The organism is Enteractinococcus helveticum, assembly GCF_020742345.1.
Classification (GTDB): domain Bacteria; phylum Actinomycetota; class Actinomycetes; order Actinomycetales; family Micrococcaceae; genus Yaniella; species Yaniella helvetica_A.
This window is the reverse complement of sequence record NZ_DYXC01000058.1, coordinates 16,511-33,981: the sequence shown is the minus strand read 5'-3', so window position 1 is coordinate 33,981 and position 17,471 is coordinate 16,511. Positions and strand designations below refer to the sequence as shown.

Here is a 17,471-nt window from a genome sequence, read left to right as displayed (position 1 = left end):
GACTCCTTTGGTTAGGCCTGTGTTTGGGGGCGTTCGTAGGCGACGTGTGCTTGCATCAATTCGCCCGGGTTGGTTTGTGCGGCCAGCAGTGATATTTCGCCCGCCAGGACACTTGCGGCAATCAAGCTAGCTAGTCTACGCGAATCGGCACCGGATTGACCACTGTCACCAATGCCCATGCGTTCCATGGCCTGTTCGATATAGGGCAGGTGTTTACCGTTCCCTACGGTTCCTACAATCACATGTGGCAGCGTCACAGCGAAGTAGAGGCCTTCGTCGCGGTTCTCGGCCCACACATATCCTTGGGATCCTTCGACAATATTTGCTGCATCCTGGCCGGTGGCCAGGTAGAACGCTAAGAGCATATTGGCAAAGTGTGCATTGGCTGAACGGATGGCGCCGGCCACATTTGAGCCCACGTAATTCTTGGTGACGACCAGCTGGACCACCCTGGCCGCCGTCGTGTGCAGGTTCTTTTCCACAATCTCGTGGGGAATGATGATCTCGGCGGTTACTTTTTTGCCGCGACCTAAAATCCCGTTGACGGCGGTGGCTTTCTTATCGGTACAGAAATTTCCCGAGATCGAACCGTAGGACAGGCCAATATTCCAGGACAGGATTGTGGACATGAGCGTGTCCGAGGCGGCAGTTGCCATATTGTGTCCCGAGGCGTCCCCGGTCAAATACGCAAAACGCACGAATAGCAGGTTGCCCACGATCTCCGGGTGAATCTCAATGAGCTGAGCAAACCTGGAACCTTGGGTGACCACGGCGGCTAACTCGTCGAAGCGTGCCAGGATGGTGTCGGCTGCTGCTTGGGCGGCACCGGCGTCGTCGGCGGTGAATAACACGGAGCGGGTCATGCGCTCATCGTGGACGGTTGCGGTGATGCCGGAGGCGAGCATGCGCGAAATTTTGGCGCCGCGTCCAACCGATGGCCACAGTGGGGTTTCGTAGGTGGCCAGCGGAACATCGATTTCTTCGACGCCGTTGAAGGCCGCACCGGTCATGCGTAGCGGGCCGACCCAGCGGGTGGGGACTCCGGTGGTGAACGTGTCATCGTAGGTCGAAGCGGAGGGTTCAATAAGTGTTGGATCGATCACGGTGTTCCTTTGAAGGCGGGCGTGTTCATTATCGTGGACGGTTGCGGGCCTGCTGGTCAAATTCTGCCCCGATCGGCGAACCGTGTGACGTCAATATTGCGTGCCCGGGCGCGTTCTGCGCTGCGACCGGTGATCATCAGGTCGGTTTCATAGATCACCGCATCAACATTGGCGGCCCCCAGCAGCGCGTAGATTTGGCGGATGCGGGTGATGAACAGGTCCAGAACTTCGGTGATCCCTTCGGCCCCGTCGGACATGGCAACTTTGAGCATCGGGCCGGCCATGCCTACGGCTTTGGCGCCCAGGGCTTGGGCGCGGACGACGTCCAGCGGGTTGCGCACCCCGCCGGAGGCCATGATGGTCAGGTCTTCGGGCTGCGGGACTTCGGCCAGGTCGAGCAGACAGTCGATAGCGGTCAGACCCATGGATTCCAGCCAGTCCCATTTGGCGTGGGCGTCGATGGCCGACGACGGGTGCGGGGTGCGATCATTTTCGATGCGCGCAAAGTTGGTACCCCCGGTGCCGGCCACATCCACGATGCGCACGCCCATGGCGGTGAGCTGTTGCACGGTTTTGGCGCTGAGCCCGAAGCCGACCTCTTTGATGATCAGCGGCACGTTGATGTTGGCCGCAATGTCATCGATCAGGTGCAACCAGTCGGAGAAGTTCCGAGAGCCTTCGGGCATAACGGTTTCTTGGATGGGGTTCAGGTGAATTTGCAGGCCGTCGGCGTTGAGCAGGTCGACGGCGGCCTTGGCGTGATCCAGGGTGCGGCCCGCACCCAGGTTGGCCCACACAATGCCATCGGGGTTGTGTTCACGGATCACGGTGAATGAGGTTGCGGTTTCGGGTTGTTCAAGGGCGACGGCCACGGATCCGGAGGCCATGGGCACGCCGGTTGCCGCGGCTGCTTGGGCCAGGGCCGTGTTGATCGGGGTGGCCATGTCGGTGCCGCCGGTCATGCCGTTGATGTAGATTGGCGCGGCCAGCCGCCACGGGCCGATGCGGGTGGAAATGTCAACGGCGTCGTCGTTGATTCCGGCCAGGGCGTGGTGGATGAAGTCGACGTCGTCGAAAGCATTGTTGGCGCCGGTGAGTTGGTCTTGCTGGGCGGCGGCAAGCCGAATGTGATCGTCTTTGCGGGATTGTGCCATGGTTACTCCTTGAGTCCGGCGCCCAGTTGCGTCACGGATAATTGCAGCGGTTGGATGCCGTGGGCCCGCCAGGCGTCGTAAATTTCGGCGGTATTGACCCAGGGTTCGGCCAATACGATACCGCAGTCGCCGCCACCGGCCCCCGAGGTTTTGGCAGAGGTGCCCGCGAAACGCTGGGCGGTTTCGATCAGGTCGGTTAGCGCCGGGGTTTCCACCAGGGTGGTGGTGTGTTGGGCCATGCGGGTTAGCAGCATGCGGGCGGTGCGGATACCGGAGTGGATGAGCGCGAATTTTTCTTCGGCCAGGGCGAGCAGCAGACTGTTGACGTTGGTTGCTGATGGGCGTAAGAACGCGTCCTGCCAGTCAAATCCGTTGCCGTTGGTTGTGGCCTGGGTGACCAGGTCATCGGTTTTGGCGGGGCTGCCGGTCCAGCCAATGAGCACTTGCACATCGGCCGGGGTGGGCACGCGTCGGGCGCGCATCGAAATCCACGCCGGCCCGGTGAGCGCATCAGTCACGGCATCATCTTCGGTGAGCACCCGGGCCAGTTTCTCCCGGTCTGGGGCCTGGTAGTAGACCCACCCGCCCAGGGCTCCTGCGGCGAGGTCGCCGCCTGAGGCGCGCGGGGAGATTTCAATTGACGCCAAAATGCCCAATTTGATGCGCTCTACCACGCTCAAGCCCAGGCCGTAGAGTTCATTGATCGCGGTGATCACGGCCATGGTGGCTGCACCCGAAGAACCCAGCCCGTATTTTTCTCCGGCCTCGGACCGTAAATTTGAGCTGAAGTGCAAGTCCACCGCACGGCGTTCAATTCCGCGTTCGGCACGCAGTGTATCCATGACCAGCCAGGCGGCCAGCGCATAGTCGGTGCCAAATGTTTTGGCGTGCGCGGCGGCCACGCAGTGCTCGTGGGCCAGCAGCAAGGCGGTGGGCTCAGGGGTCGGGGCGGGTTTGGCGTCGGTCACGGTCACGGTCATGTACCGATCCACGGCAATCAGGAGTGCGGGCTGACCGGGCGTAACCACGGCGTATTCACCGGCCACGTAGAGTTTTCCCGGGGCTGCCACGGCAAATGGCGTGGATCTCATGCAGTGTCCACCAGATGCGCGCCCGGTCCGGGAGCAAATGTCTCAACCGCACCGTAGTCGACAACGCGGGCTGCCACCGCTGCGGCGTCGTCGGGTCGACAAATTATGACGACGTTGGGCCCGGCGTCGGCGGTGGCATAGGCGTCTAGGCCGTCGTCGCGCATCGCGGCGACTTCGTCAAAAACCTGCCAGGACACCGGTGCCAGATAGCGGATTGGCGGTTCGGTGGCCTGAATCACCGCGTGCATGCGGTGCGCGTGGGTTTCGGTAATTTCGCCCACGCGCGTGAAGTCATCGGCAGCACAGGCTGCGATCATCTCATCCAGGGTCTTGTGTGTGACGTCAATCCAGGACTGGTAGTACGGGCTGGTCTGCCGGGTGGCGATCATGCCCTCGCGTGAGGACACCTTTTTGGCTTTGGCATTGACGGTCACCGAAACCATTGCCATTTCCGGGGCTTGGATCGCCTCGGCAAAACTGGTTTCATCACTGGTGCCGGCATGCCACACCGCAAACCGGTCGATCACTGAGCGCGAAGCAGACCCGGATCCGCGCCGGGCCAGGCGTGAGAGTTCTTTGGTGGACAGTTTCAGCCCGTAAGCATCCGCTGCGGCCACGGCTAGCGCCGCAAAACCCGATGCTGAAGACGCCATCCCGGCAGCGGTCGGGCCCTCATTGACCGAGGTGACCTTGGCCGACGCGGTGGCGGTCTCTAGTCCGGCATCGGCGGCGAGTCGGCGTACCACATCCAAAAACACGGTCGTGCGTCCGGTGGCTTTGGTGTCGCCCCGACTGCCGTTAAGTTCAAAGGAGTCAAGACCGGTGGTGAGTTCAACCGTGGTGGTGGTGGCAAATTTGTCCAGGGTCATCGACATTGACCCGGCCACCGGAATGATCAGCTCATCATCGGCTTTGCCCCAGTATTTCACCAGGGCGATATTCGGATGAGCACGCGCAGTCGAGGCCAATTAGCGGCCCTCCTTGTGTATCCGAGCGGTCGGGGCGGTCATCAGTTCGAAATCATTGGGCACCAGCGTGGTGGTCCAGGTTCGGGTCGCGCCCACCGCGGTCATCGCAGCGGCAACATCTCCGGCTTGTTCTTGGTCAGGAACGACGGCGAGCACACACCCGCCCAGGCCCGATCCGGTGAGTTTGGCGCCGTACGCGCCGGCTTCCAGGGCCGCGGCCACCACCGCGTCCAGCGCCGGGGAGGACACCCCAAGATAGGCCAGCAGTGAGTGGGACTCATGCATCGACTGGCCCACACGAATCGGATCGCCAATACCCAGCGAGTAGACCACGTCGTCGGTCAAATTCGCTAGATCTTCCACAACCCGGTCCACTACACGGGGTTGGATATCGCGTAGCATTGCCACACCATCAACGGCGGCCGCAGTCGACCCAGAGGTGCCGGTATCGGCAATAACGAACGTAAATTTATCGGCCACTTTCACCGTGGTCGGTTTGCCCTGTTGGAAACGCAACGGCGTCATCGACTGCACTGCGTGGGCATCCAGACCCGATGAGGTGCCATGGGCTACATGCTCAGCCTCTTGCACCAGCGCGTGGGATTGTGCGGCATCCAAGCGTACGCCGGCTAGATTCGCCACCGCACGCACCACGGCGGCCGAGGTCGCCGCAGAGGATCCCAGCCCGCGCTCAAAGGGAATTGTAGAGCGCAAAATGAGCTCCACACGATCCCCGCGCACATCTAATTGCTCGGCCGAAACCCGTAGCGCGGTCAGCACCGGCTCCATGTGTTTGGGCGCCGAAGCCAACGGACCAGTATATAAATCCGAGGTAATAAATCCACGCCGGGCACGCCGAATCGAAGCGGTGGCCTGCAGGTCCAGCAGCGGCAGCACAATCGCTGGCGCACCGTATACCACCGAGTGTTCGCCCAATAAAATGGCCTTGCCGTGGGCTGAGCCCAGCCCGGTTTCCACCGGATGCCCCGAGGCCTTCCCCGCTGCCGCACCGGATAAGGGGTCGGCGAACCGGTCCCGGCCCGTACGTGGTGGTTCAAATACAGGTTCGGCCCGTTGGGTTGTTTTCCCGGTCGGCTCACCGTGGGGTGCACTGTGTCTCATCGGTATGGTGAAAACCTCAAAGTCAAAACAAATCTGAACTATTTATTCTAAGCCACGCGACCACCAGCACCGAATGTTTAACCGGTTTGGCGAACAATACAGGTTAGAATCGCTGTCGAAACCGATTGCCGTTGGAGCTCACGGCGCCTAGGAGACCCATCTTGAAGAACCTTTCCACCCTCGTAGCGCTAGCTGCCTGTACGACAGGACTCCTGGCAGGTTGTGGAATCATCCAAGACTCCCCCGACTCCGCGGACAAGCCACAACCAGAGCCGACCGAAGCCAGCCCCAGCATTGACCCGGCAGACCCTTATCAGCCGCTCAGTGTGAATATGGTCGCCCAATCCGGAACGTATTTTCCCGACGGCGTTGATGGTGTCAGCTTCGGCTGTTCCGACACGCTTGTGACAATCGACACGGTACCCATCCACGCCGATTCACCCCAGGAACACGTCGCGGCGGCTATTCAATTCTTGTTGGATGACTCGCAGTATTACCACGGCTCCCCCGCCGTCACGAACTCGCTGACCTTATCCGAAACTCTGGAACTCGGTGAAGTTGAGGTCAATCGCGACTCTGTTGACATCGCCCTGTCTGGCGACGTCGTCGTCCAAGGACAATGCGAGGCCTACCGCATCCAAGCACAGCTCTATGGCACCGCGGCTTTAACCGCCGGGATCGACGACGTGAGCATAACCGTCAACGATGAGGAACTCAACGGTGTTCTGGGCTTAGAACCCTTCGATACCGCGCAGTTACTCAACGACCACGCCGACTCCTAGACCAGATCAGTCTGTTCATAAAGCTTCTGAGATGACCAGTGTTCATTCGAGGAGTTCATGATCTTGGCCAGATGAGCCGTGGTGATGGTCCTTCAAGCCTGGCTACGGAGATCTTGACCTCTGTCAGTTCTGTGCGCAGGTCATGCAGTTCATCATGCACCCTGTCAAACATTGCATATACTTTGTCGAACTTTTCGTCGACTTTATCGAACTTCTTGTCCACTTTGTCGAATTTTTCATCAACTTTATCGAATTTTTCATCCACGTTATTGAAACGTTCGTTGATGCTCGTCTCAGCTTGTGCGAAGCGTTCGTCCATGCGCCGCAGCATCCACGCGAAGCCAGCAAAAAGCCCACCGCCAAGCGCTACGAATAAACTGGCGGCGGCGATGATGACCGCTAGCACCTCAACCGACATAAACACATCTCCATTCTGCCTCATGCGTGACTCCAGATGCCAGCAAATCTATGACATCCTCATTCCCTGCAAAACAAGACCGCGGCTAACTGTGGATAACTACGCTAGGTCGGTGCAATGTGGGCAGCGTCGGTTGTCAAAGGTGCCCCAGTATTTCTTATGGGGAGGTTCGTAGCGTGGATATGGTCAAATCTAGGACGCGTATGCGAGGTCACAGCAATGGGCGTCCACCAGCTTGATGTTGGCCATGGACATTACCGACGTCGCTCCTGAAGGTCGTCTTCAATTTCCGGAAAATCAGCAATTTTTAGAATTTGTCATAAGTATTTGCATCGTCGAGCCTGACTGCCTCCAGGCCAGTCTTTGACCTGCGAGGATAGCGTACGAGAATATCATTCGCGAGGTTAAGCCAACCTGAAAGATGCGATAGCACCAGACATGAATACCACCGAATGCTTCACGCTCAGCTTCTGTGAGGCACAACTTATCGTCCGCGCTCAGTTTGGCAGGAGGCGCTACATGGGTAAGGTCACCGGTTCAATCCAAATTACCGACGATTCACCTGTCTGTACGCATATCTGTTTGCGTGATGCGGCTAGTTAAACTGGGAGTCAGCACGAAGTGGAGCGAACTTTAGATGCTCTTATTCGGAAGGGTGAGAGGAAAAAGCGAGTCCCAAACGTGCGAGCAACAGTTAAAGGAGTGCAGTAGTTATGACCAATCGTTTCGCCGACCAAGCCATAATCATCACCGGAGCCGGTTCCGGTCTCGGACAGGCAGTTGCCCAGCGTCTCGCTTCCGAAGGCGCCGACCTCGTGCTTGTCGATATGAGCTCCGAGGGTCTTGAAGCCACCAAGCAGCTCATCTTGCACGACACCAGCGATGCCAAGATCGAATTGGTCACCGCTAACGTCACTGAGGAAGAGGACGTCAAGAAATACGTCGACGCTGCGGTTTCAACCTTCGGCAAAATCGACGGGTTTTTCAACAACGCTGGGATTGAGGGCAAACAAAACCTCACCGAAGACTTTGGTATTGAAGAATTTGCCAAGGTCATTGCGGTCAATCTCAATGGCGTATTCCTAGGGATGCAGTACGTTCTGAAGCAAATGCATAAGCAGGGCCATGGCGCCGTCGTCAACACCGCTTCGGTTGGTGGTATCCGCGGTGTCGGAAACCAGTCAGGTTATGCCGCATCGAAACACGGTGTGGTCGGTCTGACCCGTAACTCCGCTCGCGAATACGGTGATAAGGGCGTACGGATCAACGCGATTGCACCCGGTGCTATTATGACCGCCATGGTCGAGAACTCGTTGAAGCAGCTTGACCCAGACAACCCAGAAGAAGCTGGCAAACAGTTCGTTTCCGTCAACCCGATGAAGCGTTTTGGCAAACCAGAAGAAGTCGCTGGGTTGGTGAGCTTCCTGTTGTCCGAAGATGCTGGGTTCATCAACGGCACCGTCATTCCAATCGATGGTGGCCAGCACGCAATGTACTAATCCGCAACATGAGTCGCTAAAGAAGTAACTCGTGATCATTTCTCGGAATGATCACTGCAAGCCGTCCCGAAGGCCAATCTAGCTCGGGGCGGTTTGCTGCGCTCAGGAGATGTTAACCTTCGGTCCAGATACCGCACTTTCAGCACCCGGCTCTTTTTGTTCATTCCAAGGCCTATGCTCACTATGGTCCCCGGACGGTAAGGGGAACAACATATACTCCATTGAGCCCCAATGGATTACTCCATCATCTGTCAGATAGAGCCATCCCCTGAGCTAGTCACAGAAGAGCAATCTCACAGGTTCTTCTACGAGAACATCTAGCTCACCAGCGTTAGCCCGTTCCATAATTCCCGGCGTTGCAGTACGTCCAACGAAAAGCGGGCTCCTGCGCTCCCCCTTATAGCGGTTGAGTGATGCGTAAACCCGGGCATAAGTGCAGCCCGCTACCACCGACCTTCCCAAATTTTCAGCGCTTTAGAAGCCCTCAGTCACCCGACGTTCAACTCTCGCACCTAAACTCGGGCGGTGGTCGGAGCAATGCCACGGAACTGAATTTCAGATATTAACTTCACAGAATCCCCAATATCGTATACGATCTGACTTAAGAGATTTCCATCAACCCCCACGGAGGTACGGTCTCGATGACAGTCACTGCTTACGATTTTTCAATCAAGCAGAACCGGCCGGGTAAAATCGTTGCCCTGCACTTGAATTTCCCCTCCCGCATCAATGAACGCGGGCGTAATCCAAAATTCCCTGGCTATTTCCTCAAGGCCACCTCGTCCATCGCACCAACCGGTGCAACCATTGAACGTCCAGCCGGAACCGAACTACTCGCCTACGAAGGCGAAATTGCCTTGATCATCGGCAAAGACGCTCGCCGTGTCTCCCCCGAAGATGGTTGGTCCTACGTTTCTGGGATCACCGCAGCAAATGACTGGGGCTTATACGATCTGCGTCACGCAGACAAAGGTTCCAACGTCAAGAACAAGTCCGGTGACAACTACACTCCACTGGGTCCAGCGATCATCAGTGCCGAAGGTATTGACCCAACGCAGCTGCGCATTCGCACCTGGGTTAACGGTGAAGTTGTTCAAAACGACACCACCGAAGATCTTGTCTTCCCATTCGGCCAGCTCATTGCTGACCTCTCCCAGCTGATGACACTGGAAGAAGGCGACGTCATTCTCACCGGCACCCCCGCCGGCTCATCTGTTGCCCAACCGGGAGACGTCGTCGAAGTTGAGGTCGATGCGCCACAGGCCGAAGGCGCGCCATCAACCGGGCGTCTGGTCTCCAACGTTAAAGAATCTTCCTTTGCCATGGCCGATTACGGTCACGGCCCCAAGGTTGATGACCTGCAGCGCGAAGAAGCCTGGGGTTCGAAAGCTAAGGCTGGCCTGGAAGATCCACGCGCCATATTGACCCCGGCACTGCGCGAGAAGATCTCCAAGACCGCCGTCGCCACGATTGTTGCCAATATGCGCAAGCGTGGTATCAATAACTGCACCATCGATGGTCCGCGCCCAATGCACCCGGGCCAGCAGATCCTTGGTTTCGCCAAGACCCTGCGCTATGTGCCAAACCGCGAAGACCTGTTCAAGAAACACGGTGGCGGTTTCAATAAACAAAAACAAGCCATGGATTCGGTGCAGCCAGACGACGTCGTCGTCATGGAAGCACGCGGCGAAAAAGGCACCGGAACCCTCGGGGATGTCTTGGCCATGCGCGCCAAGGTTCGCGGCGCAAACGCGGTGATCACCGACGGCGGTGTCCGGGACGCTGCTGCCGTAGCTGAAGTTGGTATCCCGGTTTACTCGAACGGCAACCACCCTGCTGTGCTGGGGCGCCGTCACGTGCCATGGGAAATGGACGGCACCATTGCTTGCGGTGGCACCACCGTGCAGCCAAATGACATCATCATTGGTGATGATGACGGCGTCGTGGTGGTCCCACCGGAACTGCTAGTCGAAGTGATTGACGAATCCTACGAGCAGGAAAAACAAGACGAATGGGTCTACGAACAGGTCAAAAACGGTGCCGCCGTTAACGGTCTGTTTCCACCCACCGGTGAGTGGAAAGCTAAATACGAGGCGTACCGCGCAGCCCAAGGTGAGTAAATGATTTCGAATGGTCTTTCCAAAGCCGATCAGGCACACCAGCATGTACTCAACGGGATCACCACGGGTCAGTACAAGCCCGGTGACCGACTGGTGCTATCGAGCATCGCCAATGAATTAGGGATGTCAGTGGTACCGGTGCGGGAAGCCATTCGACGGTTACAAACTGACAATTTAGTGACATTTGAACGCAATGTGGGTGCCACGGTGACCGGTATCGACCCGATCGAATACCAGTACACCATGGAAACCCTGGCCCTGGTTGAGGGATACTCCACGGCGCAATGTGCCCCACTGGTTACCGTCCAAACCCTCACCAAGGCCCGCGGCATCAACCAGCAGATGCGTGAGATGCTCAACGAGGATTTCGCCCCGGAGATGTTCACCGCGCTCAATGAAAAACTGCATTTAGCGTTATTTGAACACCATCCAAATCCGCACATCCTGGATTTGGTGCACCGCGGTTGGAACCGGTTGGCGGCACTGCGTTCATCGATCTTCAGTTTCGTACCCGCCCGGGCAGCTGATTCAGTGGTCGAGCACGATGAATTATTGGATTTGATTGCCGACGGGGCCGAATTTTCGGTGATCGAAGCGGCAGCTCGCAAGCATCGACTCAATGCAATGCACGCCTACCTTGACCACCATGCCAAAGCCAATCCAAAAGATTTTTAAACATATTCGAAAGGACGACATGACCAACGGCAAACCAGCAAATCTGCCAGATCAAATCCGTCACTACATCAACGGTGAATTCGTCGACTCGATCGACGGCGACACCTTCGATGTACTCAACCCGGTAACCAACGAGGCCTATATCAAGGCTTCCTCAGGTAAAGTCGCCGACATTGACGCCGCTGTTGCAGCGGCAAAAGAGGCCTTCGACAACGGCCCATGGCCAAATATGCTGCCACGTGAACGCTCCCGCATTCTGCACAAGATTGCCGACGTCGTTGAAACCCGTCAGCAAGAACTGGCCGAAATGGAAACCTGGGACTCGGGGCTGCCAATCTCCCAGACCCTGGGTCAGGCACGTCGTGCCGCCGAGAACTTCCGTTTCTTCGCCGACCTGATCGTTGCGCAGCACGATAACGCCTTCAAGGTTCCTGGTCGTCAGATCAACTATGTCAACCGCAAACCAATTGGTGTTGCCGGTCTAATCACCCCGTGGAACACTCCATTCATGCTGGAATCCTGGAAACTGGGCCCAGCTTTGGCAACCGGTAACACTGTTGTTCTGAAACCAGCCGAATTCACTCCACTATCAGCTAGTTTGTGGCCAGGCATTTTCGAAGAAGCCGGCCTACCAGTTGGTGTCTTCAATATGGTTCACGGTTATGGTGAAGAAGGCTTCGCCGGTGACTCACTGGTCAAGCACCCAGATGTTCCACTCATCTCGTTTACCGGTGAGTCCCGCACCGGTCAGATCATCTCGGCGAATGCGGCCCCGTATCTCAAGGGGCTTTCCATGGAGCTGGGCGGTAAATCCCCGGCAGTGGTCTTCGAAGACGCCGACATCGAAAAGGCCATCGACGCGACCATCTTTGGGGTGTTCTCCCTCAACGGTGAACGTTGCACCGCAGGCTCCCGCATCCTCGTTCAGCGCAGCATCTACGACGAATTCGTCGAACGCTACGCAGCCCAGGCCGCTAACGTCAAAGTCGGTATGCCAAACGATCCCAAGACCGAAGTCGGTGCCCTGGTTCACCCAGAACACTTCGACAAAGTCTGGTCCTATGTACAGATCGGGAAAGAAGAAGCCCGTCTGGTCGCAGGTGGGGACCGTCCGGAAGAATTCCCAGAAGGCAACTTCCTGCAGCCAACCGTGTTCGCCGACGTTTCCCCAGATGCTCGCATCTTCCAGGAAGAAATCTTTGGCCCGGTCGTCGCAATCACCCCATTCGACACCGAAGAAGAAGCTCTGGAGCTGGCCAACAATACCGATTACGGTTTGGCAGCCTACATCTGGACCAACGATCTGCAGCGTTCGCACAACTTCGCGCAGAAAGTTGACGCCGGTATGGTCTGGCTCAATTCCAATAACGTTCGTGACCTGCGCACCCCATTCGGTGGTGTCAAGGCCTCCGGACTTGGCCAAGAAGGTGGCTACCGCTCAATCGACTTCTACACCGATCAGCAGGCAGTCCACATCAACCTGGGCGAAGTCCACAACCCAGTTTTCGGCAAACAACAGTAATTCAGGCTGGAGCCTAACCGAAGGAACACCATGAAAATTGATAAAAATAAGCGCACCAAAACCAGCTCGGGATTCCACGTATCCCAGGATGCGCCAATCAACACGGCTAACCCGATCCCAACTCCGAAAGCACCAGCACCAGATGTGCTGCGCGTAGCCTACATGGAACTGCAGGTTACCGACCTGGCAGCATCCCGTGAATTCTACGTCGATGTATTGGGCTTGCACGTCTCTCACGAAGACGACAATGAGATCTACCTGCGGTCATCGGAAGAATTCATCCACCACAACCTGATCCTCAAACAAGGTCCGGTCGCAGCCGTTGGTGCCTTCTCCTACCGTGTGCGTTCCCCAGAAGACGTAGACAAAGCCGAAGCGTTCTACAAAGAACTTGGCTGCCGCGTTGAACGTCGCAAAGATGGTTTCGTTGAAGGCATCGGCGACTCAGTGCGCGTCGAAGACCCACTGGGCTTCCCATACGAATTCTTCCACGACGTCGATCACGTAGAACGCCTCGCCTGGCGCTACGATCTCCACGTTCCAGGTGCGCTCGTACGTTTGGATCACTTCAACCAGGTCACCCCGGATGTGCCACGTGCCGCCCGCTACATGCAGGACTTGGGCTTCCGCGTCACCGAAGAAATCTCAGATGGTGAAACCGTCTACGCTGCCTGGATGCGCCGCAAACCAACCGTCCACGACACCGCCATGACCGGTGGCGACGGCCCACGCATGCACCACGTAGCCTTTGCAACCCACGAGAAGCACAACATCCTGGCAATCTGTGACCGACTGGGTGCACTGCGCCGCTCAGATGCCATCGAACGTGGACCAGGCCGCCACGGTGTCTCCAACGCGTTCTACCTTTACCTGCGCGACCCAGACGGTCACCGCGTTGAGATCTACACCCAGGACTACTACACCGGCGATCCAGACAACCCAGTTGTCTCCTGGGATGTTCATGACAACCAGCGCCGTGACTGGTGGGGCACCCCGGTTGTACCGTCCTGGTACACCGATGCTTCAACCGTCCTGGATCTGGACGGCAACCCAGTAGAAATCGTTGCTCGCACTGATGACAGCGAAATGGAAGTCACCATTGGTGCCGATGGTTTCTCCTACACCCGCGCTGACGACGAAGAAGAAATGCCAGACTGGAAAAAGGGCGAGTTCAAACTCGGCAACCAGCTCTAAAACCTATGACACACCTGGTGTGACATAACCTCCAAAAACTAGCGCCTGCGAATTCCGGTTTCGCAGGCGCTAGTGCTTTTCATGCTGATTTCTTGTTTCGCTACAGCGCGGTAGGCTTTCCCTAGATACCAAGAAAGGGTGCTCTCGGTCATGTCGACGTCACACGCTCAGCCAGATAAATCTGCCGGTGAACAAACTGTCATGACCAACTACTCACCCCAGCAGTATGCATTCCGCTTCCCCAACGCCTTCGTCAACCACATCTGGAGCGGTCGTATCCCGCCCCTTATTGGCCGCAAAGTCCAACTGTCTACCGCTGGTCGATGCGGTGGGATGGCCTTTGCGTCCTTGGACTTCTACCATCTTAAAACTCCGGTCCCGCCACTGAGCAGCGAGGATTTTTCGCCCTCACTGGTGCCTGCCGATGGCCACCCGCTGGCCGACTATATTTACACTCGCCAACTGCACAGCATGCTCACCACAGTGCGTGGGCTGCGCGACGGTGGGCGGTATATCCGTTGGAGTGGTTATTCAGCAGCCACCATCGCGGCGAAGACCCGACTCGAAGAACACAAGGTCATCAGGTCCCTGGATCGAGGCCAACCCGTCGTGCTTGGGCTCATCAAAGCCACCAGCACGCGTTTGAAGGCTCAGGGTGTGAACCATCAGGTCGTCTGTTACGGCTACCGCATCGATGCCTCTGGCGGTCTGGAATTCATTGTGTATGACCCAAATGACCCGTTCCGGTCCTGCCCGGATGAACACCGGCCCGGCATACTTCGGAAGATCGACGACGTCGGGCACTCCGGCTTTGGGTACCAGGAGCGCCTATCGAACCGCACCGATCGCTGGCGTGGCTTCTTTGTAACCGGTTACCGTCCGCGACAGCCCGATGCTGCCGTGATCCACGCGTCCAAGGCTGGCGAACACTAAACCCAGCTCCAGCGCTTAGATGAGCGGCCAGGGAAAGCGCCGGCCGGTAACGTCACGCGGATAGGTTCCCGTCTCGAGCACTTTGTGAATCCGGTCTTGCAATGCCGATACTTCTACTGAGCTTAGTTGTGTCGCGATGGTCTCTGGGACCTGTTCTGCAAATGGGGCGATGTCGTCGAGGAGGTCTTGGGCAATATCTTCGTCGGCAAATTCCCACATCACGGTGCGTAATTTCGTTGCGGCAGCAAAACATAGGCCGTGGTCGATTCCCCAGATTTTGCCGTGGTTGTCATAGAGTACGTGGCCAGACTTGCGATCAGCATTATTGGCAATCAGATCAAATAGCGTGAGTCGACGCAGTTGCTGATGCGTTTCGGGTTTGTGTTCGAATAGGGTGAAGAAGTGCTCTGCAGGATTGTGGTCAATAAACAACTGCAACGACCCGATCCCCAATGGGCCATCGTCGCGAATAACGGTGGCGGGCACCTGATGCCACCCCAGTGCTTCACTGAGGAGATAGGCTGCGAATTCTCGGCGGTGTAGGCCGTGGTCGAAGTCCATCAGAGGCCGCTCTCCGAGTTCGGGTTTATAGATTCCCCAGACTTGTTCAGTCCCGTGGGTGACTTCGACCAGGAAGGTCTCATTGCTGCTGTTCGCCAATTGACCCAGCAGCCTGAATTGGCCGCAACGCAGTACCTCAGCGCCCAACAACGTGTCGTTGTGGGGTGTTGGGACTTCTGGTTCCTGCGTCATATCGTCACCGTTTCTATGAGGGCCGCAGGCCTGCCAGCGAATCCAGTGTGGAATTGACGGTCAGCACACTGGGTTCACTGTCTGCCGATTCGGTTTGGTAGGCAATAGCCGAGACGGAACACGGGCTGATACTGATCCGTTGAAACCTATTCAACGGTGTACCCAGCGCATTGGCAACCGCAATGCGGATTGGGTCGGCGTGGGAGAAGCACACCACGGTGCCACCGGGATGTTTCTGCCGCAACTTCTGGAGGGTTTGTGCCATCCGGTCGCGGATTTCTACAAAACTCTCCCCATTGGGAAACCGGAACTGATCCGGCTGGTGCTGCACTGTTGCCCATTCGGGCAGTTTCATCAGGGCCGTGAGTTTAGCGCCGGTCCAGTCTCCGAAGTCGCCTTCAAGGAGTCCCGGCTCTTCAACTACCGGCAGGCCGCACCGTTCTCCGGTGGGCTCGGCGGTTTGTTGTGTTCGTTCCATGGGTGAGGAGTAGATCGCGGAAATAGGTAGGGTCGACAGCCGTTCGGCCACGCGTTGTGCCTGGTGCATTCCACGCTCGCTGAGGTACAGGCCGGGCGCTCGGCCTGGCAAAATCTTCCCGGTTGTGGGGGTCTGTCCATGACGAACCAGCAGCACCAGAGTGGTACGTGTCTCATTTTCAGCATTCATTACTGGTAGCTTACCGAACCTGTCCTCAAATCAACCCCCTGTACACTTTGCCCGGTCAGCACTAGCGTGATGACTGTGACTACCTCACCTGAAATCAACACGTTGGCTGAACTCCGGGCCTCCGGGCATGTTCAGAAATCTCTGCGCGAGGAATTACGCGACAATCTGTTGGCCAAGCTGGCCGCAGGAGAAGATCCGTGGCCTGGAATGCACGGTTTTGAGAACACCGTACTCCCCCAGTTGGAGCGCGCACTCATTGCCGGCCACGACGTCGTTTTACTTGGCGAGCGCGGACAGGGCAAAACCCGCCTGCTCCGTACGTTGGCAACACTGTTAGATGAGTGGACGCCGGTTATTGAGGGGTCTGAACTTCATGAGCACCCCTACGAGCCCATTACCGTTGAATCGCAGCGTCGAGCTGCAACCGATGGTGAGCACCTGCCGGTTGCCTGGTTGCACCGGGACGAACGCTATGTTGAAAAACTCTCCACACCGGATACCTCGGTTGCGGACTTGATTGGCGATGTTGACCCCATGCGAGTGGCTGAGGGGCGGCGTCTGGGTGACCCGGAAACCATCCACTTTGGGTTGGTGCCTCGCGCCAACCGCGGGATCGTAGCGCTCAATGAGCTGCCAGATCTGGCCGAGCGTATTCAGGTAGCACTGCTGAATGTGATGGAAGAACGCGATATCCAGGTTCGCGGTTATGTGTTGCGCTTACCTTTGGACGTGTTGATGGTGGCCAGCGCCAACCCGGAGGATTACACCAACCGCGGGCGCATCATTACCCCGCTCAAAGACCGATTTGGGGCAGAGATTCGCACCCACTACCCGGTCGAGTTGGAAGACGAGATCGCCGTCATCCGGCAAGAAGCCCAGCTCAGCGCCGTCGTTCCAGACGTGCTATTAGAAATTCTGGCCCGTTTTACCCGGGCGCTTCGAAATTCGCCGGCGGTCAATCAGTCCTCCGGGGTTTCGGCACGCTTTTCGATTGCCGGGGCCGAAACTATCGCGGCGGCTGCTCGCCATCGTGCCACCGTTTGTGGGGAAGATGCCGTTGCACGGCTAGTCGATGTGCACACCGCAACCGATGTGTTGCGCGGCAAGGTCGAATTTGAACCCGGCGAAGAAGGTCGCGAGGACCAAATCCTAGAGCACCTGCTGCGCACCTCTATCGCCCAAGCTGCCCGGGCGCATTTTGGTGGCCTAAATTTCAGTCCACTGGTGGAGGCCTTCGACGGTGCCACCACTATCACCACCGGAGAACATATCACTGCCGAACACTTTTTGGCTGAATTACCAGAGCTTGAAGATTCCAACCTCTACGACGAAATCGTTGAGCGATTAGACTCCGGCACCTGCGCGGGGCACCGCGCCGGTGCCATCGAGCTGGCCCTAGAGGGGTTGTATCTGGCACAAGAACTATCGAAAGAAACCGCAGACGGGCAAACCATCTACGGTTAAGGAGAC

Annotated in this window: 16 protein-coding genes; 8 read left to right on the top strand and 8 right to left on the bottom strand. The window is 57.4% G+C overall.

The genetic code is table 11. From position 1 onward, the window contains the following. Nucleotides 1-11: 11 nt before the first annotated feature. From K8V32_RS04350 to mvk, 5 genes are read right to left on the bottom strand one after another with little or no spacing between them, the layout of a single operon-like run. On the bottom strand, nt 12-1,103 hold the full coding sequence (locus K8V32_RS04350; RefSeq protein ID WP_303903436.1) for a hydroxymethylglutaryl-coenzyme A reductase family protein: 1,092 nt from the start codon (nt 1,101-1,103) through the stop codon (nt 12-14). A 56-nt stretch (nt 1,104-1,159) separates the two neighbouring features. Continuing rightward, on the bottom strand, nt 1,160-2,257 hold the full coding sequence (gene fni, locus K8V32_RS04345; protein ID WP_303903434.1) for a type 2 isopentenyl-diphosphate Delta-isomerase: 1,098 nt from the start codon (nt 2,255-2,257) through the stop codon (nt 1,160-1,162). Nucleotides 2,258-2,259: 2 nt separating this feature from the next. Then, the gene (locus K8V32_RS04340; RefSeq protein ID WP_303903431.1) at nt 2,260-3,348 is read right to left on the bottom strand and encodes a phosphomevalonate kinase; all 1,089 of its coding nucleotides are present in this window, start codon (nt 3,346-3,348) and stop codon (nt 2,260-2,262) included. Then, nucleotides 3,345-4,316, bottom strand: coding sequence for a diphosphomevalonate decarboxylase (gene mvaD / locus K8V32_RS04335; protein WP_303903427.1), 972 nt, complete (start codon nt 4,314-4,316; stop codon nt 3,345-3,347). Before mvaD ends, K8V32_RS04340 begins: the two co-directional genes overlap by 4 nt. Continuing rightward, nucleotides 4,317-5,438, bottom strand: a complete 1,122-nt coding sequence (gene mvk, locus K8V32_RS04330; RefSeq protein ID WP_303903423.1) for a mevalonate kinase — start codon at nt 5,436-5,438, stop codon at nt 4,317-4,319. Between the two features lie 161 nt (nt 5,439-5,599). On the opposite strand from mvk, the gene K8V32_RS04325 reads away from it, so the two are divergent. After that, a complete protein-coding gene (locus K8V32_RS04325; RefSeq protein ID WP_303903420.1) occupies nt 5,600-6,220 on the top strand; it encodes a hypothetical protein in 621 nt (206 codons plus the stop codon). A 55-nt stretch (nt 6,221-6,275) separates the two neighbouring features. Here K8V32_RS04325 and K8V32_RS04320 read toward each other — a convergent pair whose 3' ends face one another. Beyond that, nucleotides 6,276-6,662, bottom strand: coding sequence for a hypothetical protein (locus K8V32_RS04320; RefSeq protein ID WP_303903417.1), 387 nt, complete (start codon nt 6,660-6,662; stop codon nt 6,276-6,278). A 689-nt stretch (nt 6,663-7,351) separates the two neighbouring features. Here K8V32_RS04320 and K8V32_RS04315 point away from each other — a divergent pair. The 6 genes from K8V32_RS04315 (at nt 7,352) to K8V32_RS04290 (ending at nt 14,581) form a co-directional block, all read left to right on the top strand. Continuing rightward, nucleotides 7,352-8,137, top strand: a complete 786-nt coding sequence (locus K8V32_RS04315; protein WP_303903414.1) for a glucose 1-dehydrogenase — start codon at nt 7,352-7,354, stop codon at nt 8,135-8,137. A gap of 641 nt (nt 8,138-8,778) precedes the next feature. Further along, complete coding sequence (locus K8V32_RS04310; RefSeq protein WP_303903411.1) at nt 8,779-10,257, top strand: fumarylacetoacetate hydrolase family protein; 1,479 nt, start codon at nt 8,779-8,781, stop codon at nt 10,255-10,257. After that, nucleotides 10,258-10,932 (top strand): GntR family transcriptional regulator, encoded by a 675-nt coding sequence (locus K8V32_RS04305; RefSeq protein WP_303903408.1) that lies wholly within the window; start codon nt 10,258-10,260, stop codon nt 10,930-10,932. Between the two features lie 19 nt (nt 10,933-10,951). Next, a complete protein-coding gene (gene hpaE, locus K8V32_RS04300) occupies nt 10,952-12,454 on the top strand; it encodes a 5-carboxymethyl-2-hydroxymuconate semialdehyde dehydrogenase (protein WP_303903405.1) in 1,503 nt (500 codons plus the stop codon). 30 nt (nt 12,455-12,484) lie between these two features. After that, nucleotides 12,485-13,648 carry a 3,4-dihydroxyphenylacetate 2,3-dioxygenase gene (gene hpaD / locus K8V32_RS04295; protein ID WP_303903403.1) on the top strand — a complete coding sequence of 388 codons (1,164 nt, stop codon included), beginning with the start codon at nt 12,485-12,487 and terminating at the stop codon, nt 13,646-13,648. 150 nt (nt 13,649-13,798) lie between these two features. Further along, a complete protein-coding gene (locus K8V32_RS04290; protein WP_303903401.1) occupies nt 13,799-14,581 on the top strand; it encodes a cysteine peptidase family C39 domain-containing protein in 783 nt (260 codons plus the stop codon). Nucleotides 14,582-14,596: 15 nt separating this feature from the next. On the opposite strand, the gene K8V32_RS04285 is transcribed toward K8V32_RS04290, so the two are convergent. Together K8V32_RS04285 and K8V32_RS04280 are read right to left on the bottom strand one after the other, a co-directional pair. Continuing rightward, nucleotides 14,597-15,334, bottom strand: coding sequence for an Rv2133c family protein (locus tag K8V32_RS04285; RefSeq protein ID WP_303903398.1), 738 nt, complete (start codon nt 15,332-15,334; stop codon nt 14,597-14,599). Nucleotides 15,335-15,347: 13 nt separating this feature from the next. Beyond that, complete coding sequence (locus K8V32_RS04280; protein ID WP_303903396.1) at nt 15,348-16,001, bottom strand: histidine phosphatase family protein; 654 nt, start codon at nt 15,999-16,001, stop codon at nt 15,348-15,350. A 75-nt stretch (nt 16,002-16,076) separates the two neighbouring features. Between K8V32_RS04280 and K8V32_RS04275 the strand changes: the two genes are divergently transcribed. Continuing rightward, nucleotides 16,077-17,465 (top strand): sigma 54-interacting transcriptional regulator, encoded by a 1,389-nt coding sequence (locus K8V32_RS04275; RefSeq protein WP_303903393.1) that lies wholly within the window; start codon nt 16,077-16,079, stop codon nt 17,463-17,465. Nucleotides 17,466-17,471: the final 6 nt, after the last annotated feature.

Coding starts and splice junctions, on each gene's coding strand:
- fni (WP_303903434.1), bottom strand. CDS start 2,257: ATGGCACAATCCCGCAAAGACGATCACATTCGGCTTGCCGCCGCCCAG.
- K8V32_RS04340 (WP_303903431.1), bottom strand. CDS start 3,348: ATGAGATCCACGCCATTTGCCGTGGCAGCCCCGGGAAAACTCTACGTG.
- mvk (WP_303903423.1), bottom strand. CDS start 5,438: ATGAGACACAGTGCACCCCACGGTGAGCCGACCGGGAAAACAACCCAA.
- K8V32_RS04320 (WP_303903417.1), bottom strand. CDS start 6,662: ATGAGGCAGAATGGAGATGTGTTTATGTCGGTTGAGGTGCTAGCGGTC.
- K8V32_RS04315 (WP_303903414.1), top strand. CDS start 7,352: ATGACCAATCGTTTCGCCGACCAAGCCATAATCATCACCGGAGCCGGT.
- K8V32_RS04310 (WP_303903411.1), top strand. CDS start 8,779: ATGACAGTCACTGCTTACGATTTTTCAATCAAGCAGAACCGGCCGGGT.
- K8V32_RS04305 (WP_303903408.1), top strand. CDS start 10,258: ATGATTTCGAATGGTCTTTCCAAAGCCGATCAGGCACACCAGCATGTA.
- hpaE (WP_303903405.1), top strand. CDS start 10,952: ATGACCAACGGCAAACCAGCAAATCTGCCAGATCAAATCCGTCACTAC.
- hpaD (WP_303903403.1), top strand. CDS start 12,485: ATGAAAATTGATAAAAATAAGCGCACCAAAACCAGCTCGGGATTCCAC.
- K8V32_RS04290 (WP_303903401.1), top strand. CDS start 13,799: ATGTCGACGTCACACGCTCAGCCAGATAAATCTGCCGGTGAACAAACT.
- K8V32_RS04285 (WP_303903398.1), bottom strand. CDS start 15,334: ATGACGCAGGAACCAGAAGTCCCAACACCCCACAACGACACGTTGTTG.
- K8V32_RS04280 (WP_303903396.1), bottom strand. CDS start 16,001: ATGAATGCTGAAAATGAGACACGTACCACTCTGGTGCTGCTGGTTCGT.